This window comes from Acinetobacter sp. GN11, from assembly GCF_054823985.1.
Genome location: NZ_JRVL01000322.1, coordinates 1 through 1,326, shown reverse-complemented (window position 1 = coordinate 1,326; position 1,326 = coordinate 1). Strand labels below are relative to the sequence as shown.

Below are 1,326 nucleotides of genomic sequence, written 5' to 3'. Positions count from 1 at the left end.
AAGCTTCACATTATAAATTTTCATGTTTTAATAACCCTATCTGAAGCTCTCAGATAAAACACACATCATAAATGATATGAGGTAATTAAAGATGAGCACTACTAATAATCAAAGCAATCAACGCGATAATCAACAGCAACAACAACAGCAAAATGACAACCGCAATAACCAGCAACAGCCAAACGGCAACCAACAGCAAAATGATCAACAGCAACAAAACAATCAGCAACAACAGCAAAATGACAACCGCCGCCCACAACAAGGCTCTAATCAAAAAGATCCAAGCCAACAAAACTCAAATAACAATAATCAGCAACGTTAATTCATTGCCGATTTAATTGCCATTTGATGCGGTCATTCATTTTATTTAGGAAGGTGAATTCACCTTCCTAAATTTATCATAAGCATAAAATTTAATAATAGATGAGGAAAAACCGATGACAGATCAAAATAGCGATCACGCACGACTGCCAGCTGGCGACCATAACTATTCTGAAGCCTATTGGCGCGAAAGTTACGTTACCCGTCCTTATTATCAAGAAGCTCAACTTACTACTCCAGATCTAGATTATGATCGAGATTTCTCGACAGCCTATGAATTAGGTCATCGTGCCCGTACCGAATCTGAAGAAGGTGCTCAATTTGAAGATGTCGAAGGTAGTCTTCAACAAAAATGGGAAGAGCTTAAAGCCGAATCCCGCTTAAAATGGGAACATGCTAAACAGGCAATTAAAGATGCATGGAACGATAGATAGTATTTGTAATGTAGTATCTTCTATTTATTACTTTAAAAATATGAGCTTATTTCCGATTGGCCCTCGGAAATAAGCTCTTTTTATATGTATTTATTTAACTTTCTTTTTTCTTAAAATATTCAATAATTTCTTCTCCGTTATTTACAGGCGTTTCTGAAGTAGAATAAGTTTCCTCATAAGCGTAGGTAGGTAAAGCAACCTTCGCTTGGATTGGTGGTAACTTTTCTTGTCCACCTGTTGTAATCCGTTCAATAAAACCTGCAAGCCATAATACAAATTCTTGAGTATTCCTACTCTTAGGAATAATACTTAAATCCAATTTAATTTTAGATTCTTGTAGAGGTTTAATCAGTAATTCAGCAAAATCAATATAATTATATAAAAGCTTAAGCTTTGTCCCCTTAAGCTCATGTCTGAGTTCAATCATCAAATTGTTGAGATCTTCCATAGGCTCATCTGTAAAGCCTTTTTTTTCTTTAACATTTTGATATATTTTCTCAGCTATTCTTAAGTACTGGGGCATATCCTTACCTTTATAAAACTGTCATGACTACAATGAATTTTGGATGAA

3 protein-coding genes are annotated in these 1,326 nt (G+C 34.9%); 2 read left to right on the top strand and 1 reads right to left on the bottom strand.

Annotated features, from left to right (window positions below; translation table 11 throughout):
* Window positions 1-91 precede the first annotated feature (91 nt).
* A complete protein-coding gene (locus NL42_RS18825; protein ID WP_461313909.1) occupies window positions 92-322 on the top strand; it encodes a hypothetical protein in 231 nt (76 codons plus the stop codon).
* Between the two features lie 115 nt (window positions 323-437).
* Entirely contained in the window at window positions 438-755 is a 318-nt protein-coding gene (locus NL42_RS18820; protein WP_461313908.1) for a hypothetical protein, read from the top strand.
* Between the two features lie 94 nt (window positions 756-849).
* Here the strand turns inward: NL42_RS18820 and NL42_RS18815 are convergent, their stop codons facing one another.
* Window positions 850-1,278: a hypothetical protein gene (locus NL42_RS18815; protein ID WP_016138529.1), complete on the bottom strand. Its 429-nt coding sequence runs from the start codon at window positions 1,276-1,278 to the stop codon at window positions 850-852.
* Window positions 1,279-1,326 lie beyond the last annotated feature (48 nt).

What these genes read in the sequence shown, in the direction of transcription:
- NL42_RS18825 (WP_461313909.1), top strand. Translation starts at nt 92, where the DNA reads ATGAGCACTACTAATAATCAAAGCAATCAACGCGATAATCAACAGCAA.
- NL42_RS18820 (WP_461313908.1), top strand. Translation starts at nt 438, where the DNA reads ATGACAGATCAAAATAGCGATCACGCACGACTGCCAGCTGGCGACCAT.
- NL42_RS18815 (WP_016138529.1), bottom strand. Translation starts at nt 1,278, where the DNA reads ATGCCCCAGTACTTAAGAATAGCTGAGAAAATATATCAAAATGTTAAA.